Annotated in this window: 19 protein-coding genes; 6 read left to right on the top strand and 13 right to left on the bottom strand. The window is 64.9% G+C overall.

Features of this window, described 5'->3' with window-relative positions:
• Positions 1 to 3: 3 nt before the first annotated feature.
• Complete coding sequence (locus BSY17_RS16365) at positions 4 to 1,044, bottom strand: COX15/CtaA family protein (protein WP_069066263.1); 1,041 nt, start codon at positions 1,042 to 1,044, stop codon at positions 4 to 6.
• A 223-nt stretch (positions 1,045 to 1,267) separates the two neighbouring features.
• Here BSY17_RS16365 and BSY17_RS16360 point away from each other — a divergent pair, with 223 nt between their 5' ends.
• From BSY17_RS16360 to BSY17_RS16345, 4 genes are all read left to right on the top strand, one after another.
• The gene (locus tag BSY17_RS16360; RefSeq protein WP_069066262.1) at positions 1,268 to 3,070 is read left to right on the top strand and encodes an IlvD/Edd family dehydratase; all 1,803 of its coding nucleotides are present in this window, start codon (positions 1,268 to 1,270) and stop codon (positions 3,068 to 3,070) included.
• Positions 3,071 to 3,134: 64 nt separating this feature from the next.
• Positions 3,135 to 4,712 (top strand): aldehyde dehydrogenase (NADP(+)), encoded by a 1,578-nt coding sequence (locus BSY17_RS16355; RefSeq protein ID WP_069066261.1) that lies wholly within the window; start codon positions 3,135 to 3,137, stop codon positions 4,710 to 4,712.
• A complete protein-coding gene (locus tag BSY17_RS16350) occupies positions 4,709 to 5,632 on the top strand; it encodes a Gfo/Idh/MocA family protein (protein ID WP_069066260.1) in 924 nt (307 codons plus the stop codon). The genes BSY17_RS16355 and BSY17_RS16350 overlap by 4 nt, the downstream gene beginning before the upstream one ends.
• 15 nt (positions 5,633 to 5,647) lie before the next feature.
• Positions 5,648 to 6,382, top strand: coding sequence for a FadR/GntR family transcriptional regulator (locus BSY17_RS16345; RefSeq protein ID WP_069066259.1), 735 nt, complete (start codon positions 5,648 to 5,650; stop codon positions 6,380 to 6,382).
• Positions 6,383 to 6,510: 128 nt separating this feature from the next.
• Here BSY17_RS16345 and urtE read toward each other — a convergent pair whose 3' ends face one another.
• From urtE to urtA, 5 genes are all read right to left on the bottom strand, one after another.
• Positions 6,511 to 7,224, bottom strand: a complete 714-nt coding sequence (gene urtE, locus BSY17_RS16340; protein ID WP_069066258.1) for an urea ABC transporter ATP-binding subunit UrtE — start codon at positions 7,222 to 7,224, stop codon at positions 6,511 to 6,513.
• Positions 7,221 to 7,979 (bottom strand): urea ABC transporter ATP-binding protein UrtD, encoded by a 759-nt coding sequence (gene urtD, locus BSY17_RS16335; RefSeq protein ID WP_069066257.1) that lies wholly within the window; start codon positions 7,977 to 7,979, stop codon positions 7,221 to 7,223. The genes urtE and urtD overlap by 4 nt, the downstream gene beginning before the upstream one ends.
• Positions 7,976 to 9,016 (bottom strand): urea ABC transporter permease subunit UrtC, encoded by a 1,041-nt coding sequence (gene urtC, locus BSY17_RS16330; protein ID WP_171899258.1) that lies wholly within the window; start codon positions 9,014 to 9,016, stop codon positions 7,976 to 7,978. The genes urtD and urtC overlap by 4 nt, the downstream gene beginning before the upstream one ends.
• Entirely contained in the window at positions 9,009 to 9,896 is an 888-nt protein-coding gene (gene urtB / locus BSY17_RS16325) for an urea ABC transporter permease subunit UrtB (RefSeq protein WP_037475088.1), read from the bottom strand. The genes urtC and urtB overlap by 8 nt, the downstream gene beginning before the upstream one ends.
• A gap of 155 nt (positions 9,897 to 10,051) precedes the next feature.
• The gene (gene urtA, locus BSY17_RS16320) at positions 10,052 to 11,266 is read right to left on the bottom strand and encodes an urea ABC transporter substrate-binding protein (protein WP_069066256.1); all 1,215 of its coding nucleotides are present in this window, start codon (positions 11,264 to 11,266) and stop codon (positions 10,052 to 10,054) included.
• Between the two features lie 161 nt (positions 11,267 to 11,427).
• Here urtA and BSY17_RS16315 point away from each other — a divergent pair, with 161 nt between their 5' ends.
• Together BSY17_RS16315 and BSY17_RS16310 are read left to right on the top strand one after the other, a co-directional pair.
• Positions 11,428 to 12,270, top strand: coding sequence for a peptidyl-prolyl cis-trans isomerase (locus BSY17_RS16315; RefSeq protein ID WP_171899257.1), 843 nt, complete (start codon positions 11,428 to 11,430; stop codon positions 12,268 to 12,270).
• Positions 12,254 to 13,252 (top strand): HupE/UreJ family protein, encoded by a 999-nt coding sequence (locus tag BSY17_RS16310; protein WP_237236351.1) that lies wholly within the window; start codon positions 12,254 to 12,256, stop codon positions 13,250 to 13,252. Before BSY17_RS16315 ends, BSY17_RS16310 begins: the two co-directional genes overlap by 17 nt.
• On the opposite strand, the gene qhpE is transcribed toward BSY17_RS16310, so the two are convergent.
• From qhpE to peaA, 7 genes are read right to left on the bottom strand one after another with little or no spacing between them, the layout of a single operon-like run.
• Positions 13,186 to 13,869 carry a subtilisin-like serine protease QhpE gene (gene qhpE / locus BSY17_RS16305; RefSeq protein WP_083217217.1) on the bottom strand — a complete coding sequence of 228 codons (684 nt, stop codon included), beginning with the start codon at positions 13,867 to 13,869 and terminating at the stop codon, positions 13,186 to 13,188. The genes BSY17_RS16310 and qhpE overlap by 67 nt on opposite strands.
• On the bottom strand, positions 13,862 to 15,565 hold the full coding sequence (locus BSY17_RS16300; protein ID WP_069066254.1) for an ABC transporter ATP-binding protein: 1,704 nt from the start codon (positions 15,563 to 15,565) through the stop codon (positions 13,862 to 13,864). The genes qhpE and BSY17_RS16300 overlap by 8 nt, the downstream gene beginning before the upstream one ends.
• Positions 15,562 to 16,572 (bottom strand): hypothetical protein, encoded by a 1,011-nt coding sequence (locus BSY17_RS16295; protein ID WP_069066253.1) that lies wholly within the window; start codon positions 16,570 to 16,572, stop codon positions 15,562 to 15,564. The genes BSY17_RS16300 and BSY17_RS16295 overlap by 4 nt, the downstream gene beginning before the upstream one ends.
• On the bottom strand, positions 16,569 to 17,654 hold the full coding sequence (locus BSY17_RS16290) for a YncE family protein (RefSeq protein ID WP_069066252.1): 1,086 nt from the start codon (positions 17,652 to 17,654) through the stop codon (positions 16,569 to 16,571). Before BSY17_RS16290 ends, BSY17_RS16295 begins: the two co-directional genes overlap by 4 nt.
• A gap of 8 nt (positions 17,655 to 17,662) precedes the next feature.
• A complete protein-coding gene (qhpC, locus tag BSY17_RS16285) occupies positions 17,663 to 18,022 on the bottom strand; it encodes a quinohemoprotein amine dehydrogenase subunit gamma (RefSeq protein WP_069066251.1) in 360 nt (119 codons plus the stop codon).
• Positions 18,019 to 19,473 (bottom strand): quinohemoprotein amine dehydrogenase maturation protein, encoded by a 1,455-nt coding sequence (peaB, locus tag BSY17_RS16280; protein ID WP_069066250.1) that lies wholly within the window; start codon positions 19,471 to 19,473, stop codon positions 18,019 to 18,021. The genes qhpC and peaB overlap by 4 nt, the downstream gene beginning before the upstream one ends.
• Entirely contained in the window at positions 19,470 to 21,200 is a 1,731-nt protein-coding gene (peaA, locus tag BSY17_RS16275) for a quinohemoprotein amine dehydrogenase subunit alpha (protein WP_069066249.1), read from the bottom strand. The genes peaB and peaA overlap by 4 nt, the downstream gene beginning before the upstream one ends.
• Positions 21,201 to 21,275 lie beyond the last annotated feature (75 nt).

The raw sequence follows: 21,275 nt of genomic DNA, 5'->3' as shown, positions 1-21,275 counted from the left end.
GCCTTAGCCCCTCCGCCGCCCGATGCTGTGCGCGCCCCATGCGAGCGCCGCCACGACGATCGCGCCGACCGCCTGATGCAGCACGGCGAGCGGCAGCGCGATACCGCTCATCACCGTGGCTATCCCCAGCAGGATTTGCGTACCTACGCTGGCATTGATCGCGATCGACGCACCGCGCTGTCCAGCCCGCTTGGCCCGGCGCGCCAGCATCACGGCCAGGATGGCGGCACCCCAGGCCCACCAGCGATGGATGAAATGGACGAGATAAGGGTCGCTTGACAGCGTCGCCCATAGCGACTCCATCCAGGCCATGCCGTCCGGCACGAAACGGTCATTCATCAGCGGCCAGGTGTTGGCGACATAGCCCGCATTCAGTCCGGCGGTGAATGCCCCGAACAGCAATTGCACGAACAGCCCAATCAGCACGACCAACGCGAAGGGCCGCAGCGTCGCCGGGCGCGCATTCCGGTCCCGCGCCAACATCAACAAGTCGAGCGCGGTCCACACCAACCCACCGATGATCAGCAGCGCATTGAGCAAATGCACGGCCAGCCGATAATGGCTGACGTCGGTGCGTTCCGAAAGGCCCGATTGCACCATCCACCAGCCGATCGCGCCTTGCAATCCGCCCAGCGCCAGCAGCGCCACCAGCCGCCAGCCATAGCCCTGCGGAATGGCGCGCTTCCACGCGAACCACAGCAAGGGCAGAGCAAAGGCCAATCCGATCAGCCGCCCCAGCAACCGATGCGCCCATTCCCAGAAGAAGATGAACTGGAAATCATCGAGGCTCATGCCCCGGTTGATCTGCTGATATTCGGGGATCTGCTGGTAGAGGCGAAACGCCTCCATCCATTGTTCATGGGTCAGCGGGGGAATGGCCCCGGTGATCGGCTTCCATTGCGTGATCGACAGGCCGGATTCGGTCAGGCGCGTGATCCCGCCGACCACGACCATGAGGAACACAAGCGCTGCTACTGATAGCAGCCAGCGGGCAATGGCGCGCGGCGCAGGCGCGGCGGACGATCGGGGGAAGGTCGCGGTCATGGCCGGTCCATGCGCCGATGCCTGGCGTGTTTCAAGAGCGCATGCGCTGGACAAATGGGCAGGCCAGCCGCCGGGTCGGGTACGCAAGCGGCGATGGGCACCCCGGATCGACGCCAAATTTGCCGCATCGGTCGCATGCACGCTTGAAACTGTATTTGTATGAGTATATCGGAATGGCGAGCGCGCAAAAAGCGCCATGCCTTATTCTCGTCAGGATGCCCCAATGAGCGATTCGTCCAACTCCGCCCCCAAACTGCGTAGCCGCGCCTGGTTCGACAACCCCGACAATATCGACATGACGGCGCTCTATCTGGAGCGCTATCTCAATTTCGGCCTCAGCCTGAACGAACTGCGCAGCGGCAAGCCGATCATCGGCATCGCCCAGACCGGCAGCGACCTGTCGCCCTGCAACCGCCATCATATGGTGCTGGCCGAACGGATGCGCGACGGTATTCGCGAAATGGGCGGCATCGCGCTCGAATTTCCGGTCCATCCGATCCAGGAAACCGGCAAGCGCCCGACCGCCGGCCTTGACCGCAACCTTGCCTATCTCGGCCTGGTCGAGGCCATGTACGGTTATCCGCTCGATGGCGTGATCCTGACCACCGGCTGCGACAAGACCACACCGGCGCTGCTGATGGCCGCCGCCACCGTCAACATCCCCGCCATTGCGCTGTCGGTCGGCCCGATGCTGAACGGCTGGTTCAAGGGCGAGCGCACCGGTTCGGGCACGATCGTCTGGAAAGCACGCCAATTGCTCGCGGCGGGCAAGATCGACGATGAAGGCTTTATCAAGCTGGTCGCCTCCTCCGCCCCGTCCACCGGCTATTGCAACACGATGGGCACCGCCTCCACCATGAACTCGCTCGCCGAAGCGCTGGGCATGATGCTGCCCGGATCGGCCGCGATCCCGGCCCCCTATCGCGATCGCCAGGAAGTCGCTTATCTGACCGGCAAGCGCATCGTCGAGATGGTGGCGGAGGATCTGAAGCCCTCCGACATCCTGACCCGCGATGCCTTCCACAATGCGATCATGGTCAACAGCGCCATCGGCGGATCGACCAACGCCCCCATCCATCTCGCTGCGATCGCCCGCCATATCGGCGTCGATCTGCCGCTCAAGGATTGGGAGACGGTCGGTCACAAAATCCCGCTGCTGGTCAACCTTCAGCCTGCGGGCGAATATCTGGGCGAGGATTATTATCGCGCCGGTGGCGTCCCCGCCGTGGTGGCGCAGTTGATCGCGCAGGGTTTGATCCACGAGGATGTGATGACCGTCAATGGCAAGACCATGGGCGACAATTGCCGCGGCGTGGAGATTGAAGACGAAAAGGTCATCCGCCCCTTCGACCAGCCTTTGGTCGAGGATGCAGGCTTCCTGGTCCTGTCGGGCAATCTGTTCGACGCCGCCGTCATGAAGACCAGCGTCATCAGCCCGGAATTCCGCGACCGCTATCTGTCGAACCCCGAAGACCCGAACGCCTTTGAAGGCCCGGCGGTCGTGTTCGACGGGCCGGAAGATTATCATCACCGCATCGACGATCCCTCGGTCGGCATCACGGATCAGACCTTGCTCTTCATGCGCGGCGCGGGGCCGATCGGCTATCCGGGCGCAGCCGAAGTTGTAAATATGCGTCCCCCTGCCTATCTCATCACCGAAGGCGTCTCCGCCCTGCCCTGCATCGGCGATGGTCGCCAATCGGGCACGTCGGGCAGCCCGTCGATCCTCAACGCCTCGCCCGAAGCGGCGGCCATGGGCGGCCTCGCTCTGCTCGAAACCGGCGACCGGGTGCGGATGGATCTCAACACCGGCACGGTCAACGTGCTGATTTCGGACGAGGAACTGGCGGAACGCCGCGCGAAGCTGGAGGCCGCTGGCGGCTTCAAATATCCCGCTTCGCAAACGCCGTGGCAGGAAATCCAGCGGTCGGTCGTTGGCCAGATGGACACCGGCGCGATCCTCGAAGGCGCAGAAAAATATCAGCGCATTGCCCAGACCATGGGCCTGCCGCGCGACAATCACTGACCCCTTCCCTGTTCCCCGGCCCACGCCGGGGAACAGCATCATGAACCCATTTCAGGAGAATCCCATGTTCAACGGAGCCATCCTCATCGGCGCAAACGAGCGCCAGGGCGGAGAGACTTTCTACGCCATCAATCCGGCGACCGGCGAAAAGGGCGACATCGCCTTCTCCAGCGCCATGCCCGCCGAAGTCGAAGAAGCCACCAAGCTGGCCGATGCCGCATTCGACAGCTTTTCGACCCTGGCACCCGACGCCCGCGCGACCTTCCTCGAAACCGTCGCGGACAATATCGTCGCCATCGGCGACCTGCTGATCGAAACCGCCATGGCCGAATCCGGCCTGCCGCGCGCCCGTCTGGAAGGCGAGCGGGGCCGCACAGTCGGCCAGTTGCGCTTGTTCGCCAGCTATGTCCGCCTTGGTGACTGGTTCGATGCCACGATCGACCCCGCCATGCCCGACCGCGCGCCGATGCCCCGCGCAGACCTGCGCCGCGTCAACCATTCGGTCGGCCCGGTCGCCGTGTTCGGCGCGTCCAACTTCCCGCTCGCCTTCTCGGTCGCGGGCGGTGACACCGCATCGGCCTTCGCCGCTGGTTCGCCTGTCATCGTCAAGGGCCATAGCGCCCATCCCGGCACCGGCGAACTGGTCGCCCGCGCCATTCAGGCAGCGGTCAAGGCCTGTGGCCTGCACGAAGGCGTCTTCTCCTACCTGCCCGGCGCCAACCGCGCGCTGGGTGGCGCCCTGGTCGCTGATCCCCGCGTCAAGGCGGTCGGCTTCACCGGATCGCGCGGTGGTGGCGTTGCGCTCATGAAGATCGCGGCGGAACGCAACGAACCGATCCCGGTCTATGCCGAAATGTCGAGCATCAACCCGGTCGTCCTGCTCCCCGGCGCTCTCGCCGAACGGGCCGAAGCCATGGGCACGGCGTTCGTCGGCTCGCTGACCATGGGGTCGGGCCAGTTCTGCACCAACCCCGGCCTCGTCATCGCGCTTGACGGCCCGGACCTCGACAAGTTCGTTGCAGCCGCAGCCCAGGCCATGTCGGGTGCCCAGCCACAAGTCATGCTGACGCCCGGCATCCACGAAGCCTATGAAAAGGGCGTCGCTGCCCTGTCCGGCGCGGATGGCGTCACCACCGTCGCCCGCGGCACCGAAGCGGAAGGCTGCAACCGTGGCCAGGCCGCCTTCTTCGCGACCGACTCGGCAACCTTCGGGGCCAACCCGCTTCTAGCCGAAGAAGTGTTCGGTTCGTCGTCCGTTTTGATCAAATGCAGCAGCATCGAGGAAGTCATCGCGACCATCGCCGGTCTCGAAGGCCAGCTGACCGCGACGCTCCAACTGACCGAAGCCGACAATGCCGACGCCGCCAAGCTGCTGCCCGTGCTGTCGCGCAAGGTCGGCCGCATCCTGACCAACGGCTGGCCCACTGGCGTCGAAGTGACCCATGCGATGGTGCATGGTGGTCCCTTCCCGTCGACCGCCGATGGCCGCTCGACCTCGGTCGGCACGCTGGCGATGATGCGCTTCCTGCGTCCCGTCTGCTATCAGGACGTGCCTGACGCCCTGTTGCCAGCCGCCCTGCAGGACGCCAACCCGCTCGGCCTGACGCGCCGCGTCGATGGCAAGCTGGTCGCCGCTGCATGAGCATCCGGGCAGGTCTGGTAGGGCTGGGTAAAATCGCGCGCGACCAGCACCTGCCCGCGATTGAAAAGACCGACGGCATCGACCTGGTCGCCGTCGCCAGCCGCAACGCGCGGGGGGAAGGGGTGAATAATTACCCCGACCTCGGCGCGATGCTGGCGGGCGAACCGGACCTCGACGCCGTGATTCTGTGTCAGCCGCCCCAGGCCCGCTATCATGCGGCGCGGCAGGCGTTGCTGGCGGGGAAACATGTTTTCCTCGAAAAGCCGCCCGGCGCGACCGTCTCCGAAGTCGAGGCGCTGATCGCGCTGGCAAAGGCGCAGAATGTCACCCTCTACGCCAGCTGGCACAGCCGCTACGCCGCCGCCGTGGCGCAAGCCAAGGCCTGGATTGCACAGCGCAAGATCGAACGCATTTCGATCCAGTGGCGCGAGGATGTGCGCCATTGGCACCCCGGCCAGCCCTGGATCTGGGAAGCGGGCGGCTTTGGCGTCTTCGATCCGGGCATCAACGCCCTGTCGATCCTGACCGAAATCGTCCCCGAACCCGTCACCGTGCTGTCCGCCAATCTGGAAGTGCCCTCCAACAAGGACGCCCCGATCGGCGCGACGCTCGCCATGGCGACCGCGTCGGGCGCACCGATCGATACCGTGTTCGATTGGCGCCAAACCGGGCCGCAGACCTGGGACATCGCCGTCGATACCGATAATGGCGGCCTGCTGCTGTCCGAAGGCGGCAACACGCTGCGGCTGGACGGTGAAGTTCAACTCAAGGCCCCGGACGAGGAATATCCTGCCATGTATCGCCGTTTCGTCGCTCTGGTGGCTGACCGGGCGATCGACGCCGATATTGCGCCGCTCCGTCTTGTCGCCGATGCCTTCCTTTGCGGCCGACATTGTCCTACGGCTGTGTTCGAGGACTGATAAGGGAGCAAGGTTTTGGGCAGCGGGCGCAAGTTCGGATCGGACGAAAGCACGCTCCGCATCCATCAGACGATCGCCCGCGACCTGGGCACGGCCATCCTGACCGGCAAGCACAGACCGGGGGAATTGTTCGAGGGCGAGATAGAGGCGTCCGATCGCCTCGGCGTGTCGCGCACGGCTTATCGCGAAGCTGTCCGCATCCTGATCGCCAAGGGGATGCTGGAAAGCCGCCCCAAGGCGGGCACCCGCGTCCTGCCGCGCAATCGCTGGAACGTGCTCGACCCTGAAATGCTTGCCTGGATGTTCGCGGGCGAGCCGGATGCCAATTTCATCCGCGACCTGTTCGAACTGCGCGGCGTCATCGAACCGGCAGCCGCGGAGTTCGCCGCGCGCCGCCGCACCGACGAGCAATTGGCGGTGATGGAAGCGGCGCTCGCGGAAATGGGCCGCTATGGCCTGTCCACTCCCGAAGGCCGCGCCGCCGACCAGCGCTTCCACAATATGATTCTGGCGGCGACGCATAATGATGCGCTGGAGGCTTTGGCCAGTTCGGTCGGCGCAGCGGTCAGCTGGACCACCACCTTCAAGCATCGCAAGAAATTGCTCCCCCGCGATCCCCTGCCCGACCACCGCGCCGTCTATCAGGCCATCGCGTCCCGCGACACGGCGGCTGCCCGCGCGGGCATGGCCGAACTGCTGCGCCTGGCGCTTGCCGACATGGACATCGCCCTGGCGGAACCGGGCGGGTGATCATCCTCCCCGATCCTTTATCGTCATCCCCGCGCAGGCGGGGATCCATCTCCGCCGCTATCCACTGGTGCAAAGTCGGGAGATAGATTCCCGCCTGCGCGGGAATGACGGAGTTTTATAGGCTTGCGCTAAATCTGCACCAAATGCGCGACATCCTTCGCGCTTTCGTCGGCGATCGCGCCCTGCCTGATGATCCGCCCATTCTGCATCGCGCAATAGCGGTCGGCAAAGCGCCACACGAAGTCCAGATATTGTTCCACCACCAGCACCGTCATGCCCAGTTCGTCGCGCACATGGACCAGCGCGGCTTCGATCTGCTGCACGACATTGGGCTGGATGCCCTCGGTCGGTTCGTCGAGCAGCAACAGGCTCGGCTCCCCGGCCAGCGCCCGGCCGATCGCCAATTGCTGCTGCTCGCCCCCCGACAGGAAGCCAGCCGCCCGCCCGCGAATATCCCACAGCTTGGGGAAGAGGTCGAAAATATGCTGCGGCACCTGGGCACCGCGCTTACCGCGCCCGGCCAGCGCCGACAGCCCGGTTTCCAGATTTTCCATGACGGTGAGTTGGGGAAACACATGCCGTCCCTGCGGCACGAAGCCGATCCCCGCCCGCGCCCGGCTATGCGCGGGCATGGCGGTCATGTCGCGCCCGTCGAAATGCAGCGTTCCGCCGGTCACCGGCCGCGTGCCCATGATCGTGTGCAGCAACGTCGTCTTGCCCACCCCGTTGCGCCCGATCAGCGCCATTACCTGCCCGCGCGCCAATGTCAGGTCCACGTCCCACAAGACCCGGCTCTGACCATAAGCGCTCGACAGGCCCGCAATCTCCAGCAGCCGGCTCATGCCGTATGGCCCAGATAGACGGCGGCCACTTGCGGGTCGGCGCGCACTTCGGCGACGCTGCCTTGCTTCAAGAACTTGCCCTGATGCATCACCGTCACCGGCGCGGCCAATTGCTCGACGAAGCTCATATCATGGTCGATCACCAGCACGGTGCGGCTATCCCCCAGCCCCAAGATCAGTTGCGCGGTGCGGCTCGTTTCGGCCGGTCCCATGCCCGCCGTCGGCTCGTCCAGCAGCAGCAGTTCCGCGCCAGTTGCCATCACCATGGCGATTTCCAGCCATTGCTTCTCGCCATGGGCCAGAGTCCCTGCCTCCACATCGGCGCGGTGGGTCAGCGCCACCGCCTCCAGCGCCTCTTCGACCGCGGCCCGCTCTTCCACCGGAATGCCGAAGCCCAGGCTTTTCCACCAGCGCCGGTCGCGCCGTGCCGCCAGCGCCAGATTGTCGCGCACGCTCAAGGTCGGCAACACGCCGGGCGCCTGGAACTTGCGGCAAATCCCGCGCCCGACGATCGCCTGTTCGGGCAGGGTCTGGATTTCCTCGCCCTTGAAGACGATCCGCCCCTGGCTCGGCCGCACCCGACCGATGATCGTATCGCACAGCGTCGATTTGCCTGCGCCATTGGGACCGATCACGACCCGCGTCTCGCCCCGGTTCAGCGTCATCGAAAAACCATCGAGCGCCTTGAACCCGCTATAATCGACGGTGACGCCATCGACGCTAAGCAGCAACTCGGACACCGCAGACCCGCTCATGCCGCCTTCCCCTTGGCCAGACCCGCCAGCCCGCGCGGCAACAGGGTCACGACGAAGATGAACAGCGCGCCCATCAGATAGAGCCACAATTCGGGGAAAGCGCTCGACACGGCATCGCGCGCCAGATTGACCAGCAGCGCGCCGACGATCGCACCCGCCAGGCTGTAGCGTCCGCCGATCGCCACCCACACCACCATCTCGATCGAGGGGACGACGCCGATCAGCGCGGGCGACACGACGCCCGCATGCAGCGTGAACAATGCGCCGCCAATCCCCGCCAGCATTGCGGCAATGGCAAAGGCCGCCACTTTGAAGGGCGTAGGGTTATAGCCCAGGAACCGCACCCTGTTCTCGCCATCGCGCGAGGCCCGCAGCAATATGCCAAAGCGCGATGCCAGCAGCCAGCGCAGCGCGATGAACGCGACGCACAGAACCGCCAGCGTGACCCAGTAGAGCGCTGATCCCGTGCCGGGACTGGCCAGCCCCACGCCGAAGATCGAATAAAAATCGGTGAGGCCATTAAAGCCCCCCGTCACATCCTGCCGACTGATGATCAGCGTCGCGAAGGCGAGGCTGAGCGCCTGCGTGATCAGCGCGAAATAAGTGCCGCCCACCCGGCGATGAAACACCGCCCAGGAGAATAGCGCCCCGGCCAGCGTTGGGATGATGACGATCGCGGCCAGCGTGAAGAGCGGGCTGGTGAACGGCTCCCACCACAGCGGCAGGCTTTCCCGCCCGCTCCACACCATGAAGTCCGGTATCTCACCGTCCGGCAGATCAGCCAGTTTCATGTGGATGGCGATGGCATAGCCGCCAAGGCCGAAAAACACCCCCTGCCCCAGGCTCAATATCCCGCCATGGCCCCAGATGAGGACGAGGCCCAGCGCCAATATCCCCATCGCCATGAAGCGAGCGAGCAGGTTGAGGTCGTAGCTCGACAGCGCGAACGGCGCGACGAGGGCCAGCGCAAGCAGCAGCCAGGGCAGTAGCGGCTTGACCGGCGCGAAGCGCGCGGTGAGGGCGGATAGATCAGGCATCGAGTTGGCGGGTCTTTACGGCGACGACGCCTTGCGGGCGCACCTGGATGAAAAGGATGACGAAGACGAGCAGCAACATCTGCGCGACGCTGACATCGACGAAAATCTGCGCCAGCGCGGCGAACAGCCCCAGGATGATCGCCGATGCGGTCGTGCCGACGATGCTGCCAAGCCCGCCCATCACAACGACCAGAAAGGCAGGGATGATATAGCTTTGCCCGACATTGGGCGTAACCGGGCCAAGCAGCGCGAGCATCACACCCGCAAGGCCCGCTACGCCTGAACCCAGGCAGAAGACGGTAAGGTCCACCCGCCGCACATCGATGCCGGTTGCCGACGCCATCATTCGGTCCTGATTGACCGCCCGCACCAGCAACCCGATGCGGGTCTTGAGCAGCACCAGCGCCAGCGCGCCCAGCACCAGCGCGGCGATCGCGATGATGAACAGCCGTGCCGATGGCAGCGTCACGCCGAACGCCACGAAGCTGCCCGTCAGCCATTCGGGCGCGCGCACTTCGACACCGACCGCACCGAACAGGTCGCGCGCGCCCTGTTGCAGGATCAGGCTGACGCCCCAGGTCGCCAGCAGCGTATCGAGCGGCCGTGCCGACAGGCGGCGGATCAACGTCGACTGGATCAACCCGCCCATGGCCGCCGCGCCGATGAAGGCGACCGGAATGGCGAGGATGATCCCCATCGCCCCCGGCACCACCAGCAGGGTCATCCAGGCGAGATAGCCCCCCAGCATCAGCATTTCGCCATGCGCCATGTTGATGACGCGCATCAGCCCGAAGGAGAGCGCCAGGCCAAGCGCCGCGAGCAGGTACAGCGACGCGAGCGACGCGCCATTGAACAACTGGTTGAGGAAGAGGGCGTCCATTATGCTGCGCGTCTCGCGATCAGAAGAGGCTGGGGCATATCATCACCCTTCGTCATTCCCGCGAAGGCGGGAACCCATCTCCCAACCTTTTGTCTTTCGATAGGGCCGGAGATGGATCCCCGCCTTCGCGGGGATGACGGCGTTGTTAGGCATCTTCAAAGCTTGCAAGTCTTGCCGGGGAAGGCCAGCGCATCATAGGGTTCCGGCGCAATGTCCTTGCCGCTGTCGGCGATGATCTCGAACTGGCCGTCAGCCTTGAGCTTGCCGATATAGGCCTTCTGCACCAAGCTCTGGTTCGCGGCGAAACTGACCGTGCCCATGGGCGTCGCAAAGCCGCCCAGCGACGCCGCCGCCTTGCGCACCGCATCCGGCTCGAAGCTCTTGGCCTTCTCGACCGCCGCCTTCCACGCATAGACGTCCAGATAGCCATGGACCATCGGATCGGTGATCGCCGCGTCCTTGCCGAACTTCGCCTTATAGGCGGCGATGAACTTGGCGTTCGCCTCGCCCGTCAGGCTCTGGAAATAATTCCAGGCGGCATAGCTGCCCTCGACCAGACCCGCGCCCATCGCCTGCGCTTCCTGCTCGCCGATCGAGAAGGACATGACCGGCATCGTCTTGGGGCTGATCCCGGCGGCCTGCATCTGCTTGAAGAAGGCGACATTGCTGTCGCCGTTCAGCGTGTTGATGATGATGGCGGGCTTGGCCTGCGCGATCTTGGCGATCACGCCCGAAAAATCGGTGCCGCCCAAGGGCACATAGGCTTCGCCCAGCACCTGCATCCCGCCCTTTTCGATATGTTTTTTCAGGATCAGATTGGCGGTGCGGGGATAGACATAGTCGGACCCGACCAGGAAGAAGCTCTTATAGCCCTGCGCCACCGCCCATTCGAGCGCGGGCAATGCCTGCTGATTGGGCTGTGCGCCCGAATACATGATGTTGGGCGAACATTCGTTGCCCTCGAACTGTACCGGATACCAGAGCAGGTTCTTGGTCCGCTCGAACACCGGCAGCATCGCCTTGCGGCTGGCCGAGGTCCAGCCGCCGAATACGGTCGACACGCCATCGCTTTCGATCAGCTTCGATGCCTTCTGTGCGAATGTGGACGGGTCCGACGCGCCATCCTCGACCAGGGCGTTGATCTGCTTGCCCAGCACGCCGCCGGTCGCGTTAATCTCCTCGATCGCCAGCATCTCGGCATTTTTCACCGTGATCTCGCTGATCGCCATCGTGCCGGTCAGCGACTGGAGCACGCCCACCGACACGCTGTCGCCCGCAGGCGCGCTCGCATTGTCGCCGCCGCCGGAACAGGAGGCCAGCGCCAGCGCGCAGGCGGAAGTGGCAAGCATAAGCAGCCTGGAACGGATCATGATGTGTAGGTCTCCCCCTGGCAGGCCGGTGGTGGCGCTGCGGCACTTTGGATGGGATCAAGGCTATGGAATGCGGCCTATCCCCCGTATGCGTCATTTGACGTAGGCAGGGCGAAGCGCTTGCGCCTAGAGTTGGGACCATGGCGGGCAGGGCAGAGAGTATGGGGATCGACAGCGACGGCGCGGAGGCGGCGCCCAGCCACGCATGGCGCCCTATGCGCAGCCGGGTCGGCAAAGCCATGCGCGATCCGCTCTTTGCTTTCCTGGTCGTGGGCGTCGCCCTGTTCGGCGGCTATCAGATCATCGAACGCGCGCAAAAGCCGCCGGTCGTCTTCACGCCCCAGGTCGAGCAGGCGATGGTCGAGGACTATGAGATGCTCGTCGGCCGCCCTGCCACCGCCGCCGACAAGGCGCGGATCAAGCGCGACTATCTGGCCGAGGAACTGTTGTTCCGCGAAGCGATCAACCGCAACATGCACCTCACTGACGGGGAAACCCGTAAGCGGCTGGTCGACAAGGTCCGCTACCTGATCGCGGGCGCCCCGCCCGAACCGACCGACGAACAGTTGGTCAATCATTATGCCGACAATCTGGCGCAGTATCGCGCCGAACCCCGCACCAGCTTCACCCAGGTTTACCGGGCGCAAAAGCCCGCCGACGCGGCGCTGCTGCTGGCGCAGCTCAATGCCGGGGAGACGATCCCCGGCGATGATTTCTGGCTGGGTCGCGCCTTCCCACGCTATGGCGATTCGATGGTGCGCGGCATTTTCGGCCAGCCCTTCGTCGCCACGCTCAAGACCGCCCCGGACGGGCGCTGGTTCGGCCCGGTCCAGTCGCCACGCGGCTGGCATTTCGTGCGCAAGAGCGAGAGCATCCCCGCCGCAATGATCCCCTTCCCCGCGATCAAGGACCAGGTGCGGCAGGATTATATGATTGCCCATAGCGAAGCCGCCATCGACAAGGCGCTGGCGGGCCTCAAGGAGAAATATGATGTGGAAGAATAGTCTGGCCGCCCTCCTGCTCGCGTTGGCGGCGTTGCTGCCGGGCACGGCGATGGCCGACATCTTCCTGTCCGCCGATTTCGCGTTGACGCGAGGCGATGACGCGAACAGCTATGAATTCACCGCCGCCGTGCCCGAAACAGTCGGCCAGCCCGCGCCGATCGTTTGGCCGCAGGGCTGTCGCCAGACCGCGATGACGCGCCAGACGAGCGCCGGCCGGGCGCAATATGCCTATGAATTCGCCTGCGAACGCCCTTTCGGCGCGGGCGACGTCATCCAGACGCCGTGGAAGGCCGATGGCGGTCGCTTCGTCACCAATGTCATGGGCAGCCAAGTCGATCGCAGCCTGACCGGCGACGCGAAAGGCATTGCCGTTCCAGTGGGCGAAACAGCCGTCGGCGAACGCGCCCTGACGCAGATCGCGCCGGAATTTCTGGCCCAGGGCGTCTGGCATATCTGGCTGGGCTGGGACCATCTGGCGTTCGTTCTCTGCCTCGCCCTGCTGGCGCGCGGGCGGGACTTGCTCTGGCTGGTCAGCGCCTTCACCGCCGGGCATTCCATCTCGCTGGCCGTCGCCTTTTTCGAACTGGTCCATGTTCCCGTTCCCCCGGTCGAAGCCGCCATCGCCCTGTCGATCGCCTTCATGGCGCATGAGGCGCTGCTGGTCGGGAAGGGTGAACAGGCCTTCGCCTTCCGCCGTCAGCTGACCGTCGTGTCGCTGTTCGGCTTGCTCCACGGCCTGGGCTTCGCCACCGCACTGGGCGAACTAGGCGTGCAGGCCGGCGAGAAACTGCCCGCGCTCATCTTCTTCAACATCGGCGTGGAAGCAGGACAATTGCTGTTCGTCGGGGCTATCATGGCGACGCTGGCGGGCCTGCGCGCTATCTCGCTCGCCGCGCCGGTGCGGGTCGCGGCACTCTACGCGGTCGGTGCGATCGGCTGCTTCTGGATGGTCGAGCGGGTTGCAGGGTTTGGCATCGCCTGATCGTCCAAACGGTCCCGCGCGACGATCCCGCTGACATTGGCTACCGCGAAACTTACGCCATAGAGGTTGCGCCGTTGCTCCACGCCGGGGATCGGGCGGGGATGGCCGGAGGCATGGGCGATCCCGTCCCGCACATCATAGGTTTCGCGCGGGCAGTCCCAGTCCAGGGCGACGCCCAACACCCCATCCAGACTGCCCGGATAGCATTGCTGCCCTTCGGTATCGTGCGCGGCCACGATCAGCACGCCTGCCGCTGCCGCTCGTTCCACCGCCGCCGCGAAGGCCGCAGCGTGCGCCGGGTTGACGGTGCCAAGGCTGAGGTTGATCATATCGACCCGCGCTTCCACTGCCAGGTCGATCGCGCGCACCAGCGCCCGCGCGCTGGCCCGCAGCCCATCGTGAAACACCCGGATCGGCAGGCATAGCGCAGCGGGGGTCTGCTCCATGATCGCCGCCGTCACCGCCGTTCCATGCCCCAGCCGGTCGAGCGTATCGTTCTCCGTTACCGCACCATCGCGCGCCACGGCAAAGCCGGACAATAGCCGCGCCGCATCGATATGCGGATGGTCGGGATGGACGCCGCTATCGATGATGGCGACGCGAACCGGATCAGGCATCGACCATTTCGCCGCGCTGCTCGACCCGCGCATGACCGTCGGCCAGGGTGACGACCATATCCGCCATCCGCGCCATGGCGGGCTTGTGGGTGATGATGATGATCGTTGCATCGGGCAGCGCGCCGCGTAGCCGCCCGGCAATCAATTGCTCGGTCTCGCCATCCAGCGCCGAGGTCGGCTCGTCCAATATCAAGATGCTGGGCGAGCGCAGCAAGGCCCGCGCCAGCACGATCCGCTGCCGCTCGCCCGCCGACAGCGCCATGCCCCGCTCCCCGGCGCGCGTCGCATAGCCGAGCGGCAGCTTGGCGATGAAGCCATCCAGCCCCGCCGCATGCGCCGCCGCCTCGATCTGCTCGCGCTTCACGTCGGGCAAGGCAAAACCGATATTCGCCGCAATCGTATCATTGAACAGATAGGGCGACTGATCGACCAGGATGATCTCGCGCCGGACATCGTCGAGCCGATAGGCGCGCAGGTCGCGGCCGTTGACCAGCACCTGCCCGGCATCGGGATCGAGATAGCGCACCATCAGGTCCGCCATGGTCGATTTGCCCACGCCGCTGGGGCCGAGAATGGCGCACAGGCTGCCAGCGGGAATCGTCAGGTCGATGTCGCGCAACACCGCATCGCGATCATAGCGCATCGCCACCTGTTCGAACCGCATCGCCCCTGCCCGGTCCAGCGCGACCGCATCATCCCGTTCGACCACTTCCGCCTTCGTATCGAACAGTTCGAAAATCCGCCCCAGCGACACCCGCGCCGATGCGAGGCCCGACGTCAGCCCCATCAGCGTCTGGATCGGCGAGAGCAGTCGCATATGATAGGTCATGAAGGCGACCAGCGTGCCGATGCTCATCCCATCCTCGATGATGCGCCAGCCGCCATAGAGGATCACCGCCGATGTCGCCGCCGTCATCAGCGTGCCGGGCAGTGCGCCGGTCATGAAGGAGGCAACCTGCATCCTGAGCATGGCGCCGACAAAGGCATCGTTGCGCCCCTTGAACCGCTCCACCTCATGCTCGCCCGCGCGCAGGGACGCGACGACGCGCATCCCCATCACCGTATCGACCAGCAGGCTGCCGAGGTCCGCGCCCTTTTCGCGCATGTCGCGGGTCAGCGCGGTCAGGCGGCGCTGATAATAAGCGAAGGTCGCAAGGCTGGCCGGCACCAGCACGACGCTTACCAGAAAGAGTTTCCAGTCGAGCCATAGCATCATAGCGACGCAGCCGACGAAGAACAGCAGATTGCTGACCACCGAGAGCAAGGTGTCGGACGCGATCCGCTGTACGTCGCTCACATCGCTGTTCATCCGCGACACCAGATCGCCCAGCCGGAAGCTGCCATAAAAGCGCGGTGAGAGCGTCTGGAGATGGCGCAGCAGCGCCGCGCGAATGTCGTAGAGCATCGCCGCCGACAGCGCGACATAGCGATAGCTGGCGAGGATATTGATCGCGAACCCGGCGATGGTGACCGCGATCATGATCGCCGCGATCTTCACCAGCGCGCCCATGTCCCGGCGCAACAACGCTTCGTCGATCATGAGTTTCGAGAGATAAGGTTGCGCCAGCCCAAGCATGGTCGATACAAGGCTGATCGCCAGCACGACGACCAGCGCCCCGCGATAGGGTTTCAGAAAAGGGGTCAGCCGCTTATAGGCGCCCCAATCGGCAACCGGCGCGCGCGTCCCGTCGCTCATGCCGCCCGCTGCCGGGGCACGAGCCGCGTTCCTTCCAGCAGAAAGCCCGGCTCCGGCCTCTTCGCGAGAAGCCCGGTACACCAGCGATGCCCCTCCAACAGCGCATCCTGCTGTGACCGCCACCAATCCCCCGTGCCGCCGGTCGTGTAGAATTGCGCGCACAGCAACAGGTGCCGCCGCATCGCCGCGATCAGCATGGATTGATAGTGAGTCAGAAGCGCGGTGGCGTCCTGCCCTTCGGCGATGCCGGTCACCACTGCGGCGGCAAGGATCGCCTCGCGCACCGACTGCGCCGTTCCGTCCCCGCAGATCGGGTCGAAGCCCAGCGCCGCCGTGCCGCAGGCGAGCCAGTCCTCGCCGCACAAGGGCAAGTGCAGGCGCGGTGCGGCGAGGAACGGCGTCGATACGGCCGCCACCGCATCGACCACCGGCGCGATGAGCTGACTGTCAGCGAGCAGATCATCCAGCGATCCGCCGACCCCCAGCAACCAGCCCTCCCCCGCGTCGGCCGGGACCAGGAACAGCCAGCCGCTGGCCACCGCCTCGACTCGGCCTTCCTCGCTGCACGACGGATCGCGCAGCCCGACTTTGGCTGCAACGGCCCGCCGGTCGCCGAAGACATGCGTCTCCCCACACGGCATTGGCGGCGCGGCGTGGATGGTGAAATTCACGGGGCCATCGTGTGGCACAGGCTGGTCCTGCGCCAACACGGCCTGCACCTGATCCTCGGACGCCAGCGCCGCGCCATGCGGCACAACGACGGGTGCGCCGCCCCCCCAGGCGACCACCCGGCGCTTGATCCGGGGACTGTCCGCGAACAGGTCAGGCCGCTCGAACAGGTCGCGCAGCAGCGCCAGTGCTGCATCGCTCAACATGATCGTGGGGACGGGAGGACGATGAACCACCTTGGTTGCGACCCGGAGGCCCGCTGCCTTGAGCAAATACGCGCATGTCGTCGCGGCAATCCCGCTGCCCCTTATCCCGACGATCATGCGCCTGTCGGTCATTCCACCGCAACCATGCCCGCGCCGGTGGTGTCATAGCCAAGGTCCAGCGTCGTCTCATGCTTGAGCGTCCTGGCGTCATAGACCTCCAGGTCATAGCTCGCGCCGTAGATGTAGAGCTTCGCCCCATCGATCGACATGCCCAGCCGGAAGCGCGAGCGGCAAGGAAACTCCGCCTTATCGACCACGGCATTGGTGGCCATGTCCATATGCCAGAATTCGCAACGCTTATTGCCGAGCTTGCCGTTCGTCACCACGGTATAGGCGTGTTTGCCGTCGGGCGTGACTTGCAATCCCGCCATGGCATCGGGCGCGGGGCCAATCGGGGTAAAATCGAACTGCCGGGTGGACAGGTCGAAGCGCGCCATGCCGAACATCTTGTTATGCACATAGGGGTCGGCGGCATTGAACAGGGCGACCAACTGCCCGGACGAGCGCACGGCATCGAGCGTGCCGCCAAAGCCGATATTCTCCATCCCCATGCCTTCGGGTTTGGCGAGGTCAATGCGATCGGCGACCTTCAATGTCGCCAGATCGACGATCACGATCTTCTCGCCGAAGGAATAGAGATATTTGCCATCCGGCGAGACTTTATAGCCGCCGCGTCCCCCGGCCCGTTCTTCCTCTTTTTCCAGCGCGGCGGTGCGGACGACCTTCTGCAGCTTTAGGTCGATGACGCCGTACATCGGCTTGCTGACGGTATAGCGATCGATGCCCTTCTCGAACTTCGAGAGGACGGTGTAGAAATAGCGCCCGGTCGGATCAGGCACCCCGCCCCAAAAGCGATAGCGAGTGGTGCCGTCGTTCAGGCTGAACTTGTTGATCACCTTGCGCGTCGCGGTGTCGATCACCTCGATCCCGCTGGTGGTGATGGTGGTCACATAGATGCGCTTGCCATCGTCGGACAATTGCATCGACGTGGGCAGGCCCGTGTCCAACTTGATCGTGCCGGTGACCGCCCCCTTCCCCTCTTCGAACACCAGCAGGCGGTCAGGATAGGAGCCCATGAACAGCGTCGCGGCGGACGCGGGTATGGCGCTCAACAGGGCCAGGCCAGCGCCCAGCATCAGACGATATTTCTGCATCGCGCGCCTCATGGAAAAACGAGATCGAGACTGCGCCAGTCCTTCGTGGCGGTGGCGCAGTTGCTGGCCCAGTCGGGGGAGTAGTTGACATGGTCGGGCACCTGCACCGGCCAGAAGCAGGTGACATAACAGTCGTAAATGTCGCGCTCGACCGGCTGGCAAAGCCCCGCCGTGCCGCCGCCCGCATCGACTTCCCAGCCCGGCGAGAAGGAGAGCGAACAGCCCATCGGCACATGCGGGCGCGGGGCCTGCTGGAGGGCGACGACATCCTCCTCCAGATCGGCGCCGGGCGATGCCGCTGCCTCCATCTGCGTCACGGCCTCGTCGATCCGCTGCGCCTTTTTATTGATGGCACGAAGATGCTTCATGACAGCCCCTTTCTTTCGGCAAAGCGTTCGAGGAAGCCTGGATTACGCACCGACAGCACGCCGTAAATGCGCAGGCACGTGTCGGTCCACTGGCGTATCCAGTCGCAATAATGGAGGTTGGCGTGGCCCGTGTCGCCATAGCGCACGAACGCCTCATGATGGCACCCGCCCGCGCAGAGCGGCCGCGCCCAGCAGCTTTGGCAATCATATTTCGCCTCGACATGCCCCTTGGCCAGGAACTCGCCTTGCTTGGCCCGGTCGATGCCGCTGGAGACATGGCCCATGCTATGCGTGTCGGCGTCGGTGAAGCGATGGCAGGGTGACAGGTCGCCCGATGGGCTAACCCCCATCAGGCCCAGCCCAGCGCCGCAGGGATGCGATTTGTTGACGCCCGAAATAAGCTCGCTGATCGTTTCGCTGACATTGGTGAAGCCATGGGACTCACCGCGCAGGGCATATTCAAGCCATTCTTCGGCCAGCAGGTTGAACTGCGCCAACACGCTGTCCATGCCGTTGCCGTCGAGCGAATAGGCGCGTTCCTCCCCCGTCGTCACTGGCGCGAAGCCGACTTCGTGGAAGCCCAGATCATCCTTCAGGTGGCGGAAGATGCGGACCACGTCTGTCACGCCCTCGGTCAGCGTCACGCGCGCGGTGATGGCGCGGGTCTTGTGATGCGCGATCAGCGTGCGTAGCCGCGGTTCGATCACCGCATAGCTGCCCTTGCCATTTTTATAGACGCGATGCTTGTCCTGCAATTCCGGCGGGCCGTCCATGCTGACGGTCACGCCGACCCGGTTGTCGGACAGGAAGGTGACGATCTCCGGCGTCAGCAGCGTCGCATTGGTGGTCAGGCTATAGGTGATCGCTTTCCCCGCCGCTGCGGTCGCTGCATTGGCATAGTCCACCACATCGCGCAGCAGCTTGAAGTTCATCAGCGTTTCGCCGCCGAAGAAGGTGATATGCACCGCCTTGCGCCCGACCGCCTCGGCGATCAGTAGGTCGACCGACGCCTTCGCCGTGTCCAGCGTCATATATTTGGGCTTGCCCGCGGGCGTCGCGATCTTGTCCGCGCCGAATTCATAGCAATAGGTGCAGGCGAGGTTGCACTGGTTGGTGACGTTGAGAACCAGCGCCTGCAGCGGGAAGTCGGCGGGCGGTGCCTGCGGCACTTCCGCGACCGGCATCCCATGGCCGAGATGAATGAGCCGCGCCTGCCGCAACTCGCGCACCAGCCCGTCGGCTTCCTCCTGTGCCCGCCCTTCGCTCACCAGTTCGCGCACCAGCATGGCGTGGGTGAGTTCCTGCCCATCCAGCCGGTCGAGCACCGCGCGGACATCTGCGTCGATTTCGAAGATCGCGCCAGCGCTCACCAGATAGACAAAGTCGCTGCCGCCAGCATCGAAGCCATGATATTCCGCCCGGCGATAGGTTGGTGCCTGCATCACGGTCATTGCGACACCTCCGGTTGATCCCATTTTTGATAGGCGGGCACGGTCACCACCATATAGGCGCGCGCGCTGAGCGGCTTGCCGAACTTGTCCTTCTCGCTCTTGGCCGTCGCGACGACCCAGACGTCGCCATAATTGTTGCGACCAAAGCGGCGTTCGGGGTTCGGCCCTTCGACATTGGGGGTGAACAAAGCGGCGGGACTGAGCGCGCCGACATATTTGGCGTCGTCGTCATAATAGACGGCGAGGAACTCCTGCGTCGACCAGGTGACATCGACCGGTCCGACCGCAATGTCATCCGCTGTCCCCTGCTTGCCATCCATGCCGTTTTCGAAGCCGATCGCCTCGAACTGGGCATAGCCCTTGGGGAATTTGATCCCGCCGAGGCGCGACACGGCGGTTTCGGGTGTCACCTTGATATAGTCGATCTTGCTGTAGACCGGATAGGCCTTTTCCAGCACCGCGCCACCGATCGCGACGTCCCGCTGCCCCGATGGCGCGTTCGCGGCGACATCGGCGGTCACGACCAATTCCTCTGGCCTCGCCGAAACGATCTTCGTCGCGGTGACGCCAGCACCCAGGTCGATGTCGGAAGCGGACAGCGAAACGGACATGTTATGGCCTATTATGCGGAACTGCGCGCCCTTGGTTCCGACCTTGACCGGCCCCGGCACGACCGCCAGCACAGCGGGCGCGGCGGTGGCGCGGATCAGTTTCACATCCAGCCCGAACTCCTGATAATCGCCCCAATACCAGCGACCTTGTGCGCTTTGCTGATCGGGTGCGAACCACATGGTTTCGCGCGCGGCGCTGGCGAGATCGTCGGGCTTGCCTGCGGCGGCCGCGCCCTTGGATGAGCCGCGCCAGCTATAGCCGGCATAGACGATGCCAGCGCCGCTGCGGCTCACAGTGCTGCCGTCGGTCAGCGACTTGAGGGTGCTGCTGGTCACGAACTCGTCGGCACTCTTGCCCGGCTTGACGCTGAACGCGCCGACGAAACGCCCCTGCCCCGGTGCGGACGCCACGACCAGCCATTCGCCCGCCAGGCGCGGCACGCTCTGGCGCGATCGCCAGGCGGCCCACTCAGGCGTGTGCAGCGGCGCGGCCTTGGCCATGTAACCTAGTGCATATTCGCCGCGCAGCATCTTGTCTTTGGGGTCACGGCCCTCAGGCTGTTCGCTATCCTCGGCCGGGCGGCGATATTGCGCATCCGCCTGCGAATACATGGCGACGTGCAGATCCTGCAGCGACTTCCATTCCGTCTTGGACCGACGCCAGGACAGCGGCTGGGCGAAGCTGTGGCAGACGGCGCAGGCGCCGCGCATCGTTTCGTTGGGGATGTTGGTTTCGTCGATTGTACGCTTTTCGGCGAGATACATGACCGGCAACGCCTCTTGCGGTGCGAGGCCATGCGAGGCGGACAGCGATTTGACCACGGCGCGGGATTCTTCGGGTGTGATCGGCAGGCCGTTGAGGCGCACCATCCGCTTGATCACCTGCGCCCAGCCTTCGGGCGTGGTCCGCACCCAGCTGATCCGCGACATATTCCCCTTGGCATCGAGCGCGTGGCAGGCGCCGCATTTCTCCTGAACCAGCGGGTCAGTGACCGGAATGCCCGGATCGCTTTCCTTCATCGCCACGCCGTCCGGCCCGCCATCCGCCTGGGCAAAGACGACCGACGCGGAGAACAGGGCCAGCAAGCCGAATTTCGAGACCGTTGTCCGCTTCACCCTATGTCCCCCTTTACGCGATCCCTGTCCGCGTCGACCCAGAGCCTAAGCGGGTGCCCCGGCAGCGCCATTGCC

The sequence above is a fragment of the Sphingobium sp. RAC03 genome (assembly GCF_001713415.1).
Taxonomy (GTDB): Bacteria; Pseudomonadota; Alphaproteobacteria; order Sphingomonadales; family Sphingomonadaceae; genus Sphingobium.
Note: the sequence above shows the minus strand (reverse complement) of the source record. Positions and strands in the feature narration are given on the sequence as shown.